This is a genomic window from Streptomyces sp. NPDC006516 (genome assembly GCF_040611875.1).
Lineage (GTDB): Bacteria > Actinomycetota > Actinomycetes > Streptomycetales > Streptomycetaceae > Streptomyces.
Genome location: NZ_JBEXPD010000039.1, coordinates 1 through 1,422, shown reverse-complemented (window position 1 = coordinate 1,422; position 1,422 = coordinate 1). Strand labels below are relative to the sequence as shown.

The window sequence follows — 1,422 nt, the reverse complement described above, 5'->3', positions numbered from 1 at the left end:
TCCGGCGTATCCGGGTGAGCGGTTGGCGTACATGGTGGAGGACGCGGGGCTGGGTGTGGTGCTGGCGGGCCGGTCGGTGGCGGGGGTGGTGCCCGTGGGTGTGCCGGTGGTGGTGCTGGAGGATGTGTGGGCGGAGCTGGAGAGCTGTCCGGACACGGCGCCGGATTCGGACGGGACCTGCGACGACCTGGCCTACGTGATGTACACCTCCGGGTCCACCGGCCGCCCGAAGGGGGTGGCCGTCACCCACGCCGACGTCACGGCGCTCGCTCTGGACAGCCGGTTCGCACGAGGTCACGAGTGCGTGCTGATGCACTCGCCGCAGGCCTTCGACGCCTCGACCTACGAGCTCTGGGCGCCGCTCCTCTCCGGCGGCCGGGCGGTGGCCCTGCCCCAGGGGGCGGCCCTGACCTCCGAGTCGCTCCGGGAGCTGACAGCGGCGCACGGGATCACCGCGGTGTTCATGACGACAGCTCTCTTCCACCTCTTCGCGGAGGAGGACCCCGGCTGCGCGGAGGGTCTGCGTGAGCTGTGGACCGGAGGCGAGCCCGTACGGGCGGACGCGGTGCGGCACGTACGCGCGGCATGTCCCGAACTGGTCGTGGTGGACGTCTACGGCCCCACGGAGACCACGACGTTCGCCACCTGTTACCGGATGGAGCCGCAGGACCCGACGCCTGAGGTCCTGCCGATCGGCCGGGCGCTCGACAACACCCGGGTGGTCGTGCTGGACCGCTCCCTCCAGCCGGTGCCGGCCGGTGTCGCGGGTGAGCTCTACATCGGTGGGGCGGGGCTGGCCCGGGGGTATCTGGGGCGGCCGGAGCTGACGGCCGAGGCGTTCGTCGCCGATCCGTTCGGCTCGGGAGGCCGGCTCTACAAGACCGGTGACCTGGTGCGCCTGATGCCCGGCGGTGACATCGAGGTGCTCGGCCGGGTCGACGACCAGGTGAAGATCCGCGGCTTCCGGGTGGAACCCGGCGAGATCGAGACCGCGCTGACGCAGCACCCCGCGGTGCGCGGCGCCACGGTGCTGGTGCGGGGGGAACGGTCGGCCCGCCGCCTGGTGGCGTACGTCGTCTCCGACGGGAAGGTGACGCCCGGGGACCTGAAGTCCTACCTCGGGGAGCGGCTGCCCGCCTACATGGTCCCGGGTGTCTTCGTCCTGCTCGACGCTCTGCCGCTGACGCCGAACGGCAAGGTCGACACGGCTGCCCTGGCGGCACTGCCCTGGGAGGAACACGCCTCACCTGCCGGGGAGTTCGTGGCTCCCCGGAACGACGTCGAGGAGCGGCTGGCGCAGATCTGGCAGGACACCCTCGGGACGAGCCGTCCGGTGGGTGTGCATGACGATTTCTTCGCCTTGGGTGGGGATTCGATTTTGAGTCTTCAGGTGGTTTTCCGGGCGAAGCAGTGTGGGTTGTT

At 71.0% G+C, this 1,422-nt stretch carries 1 protein-coding gene; it reads left to right on the top strand.

What is annotated here, in order from left to right:
- Nucleotides 1-1,422, top strand: a 1,422-nt coding sequence (locus tag ABZY45_RS35045; RefSeq protein WP_356746302.1) for a non-ribosomal peptide synthetase, incomplete at both ends; no start/stop codon positions are given.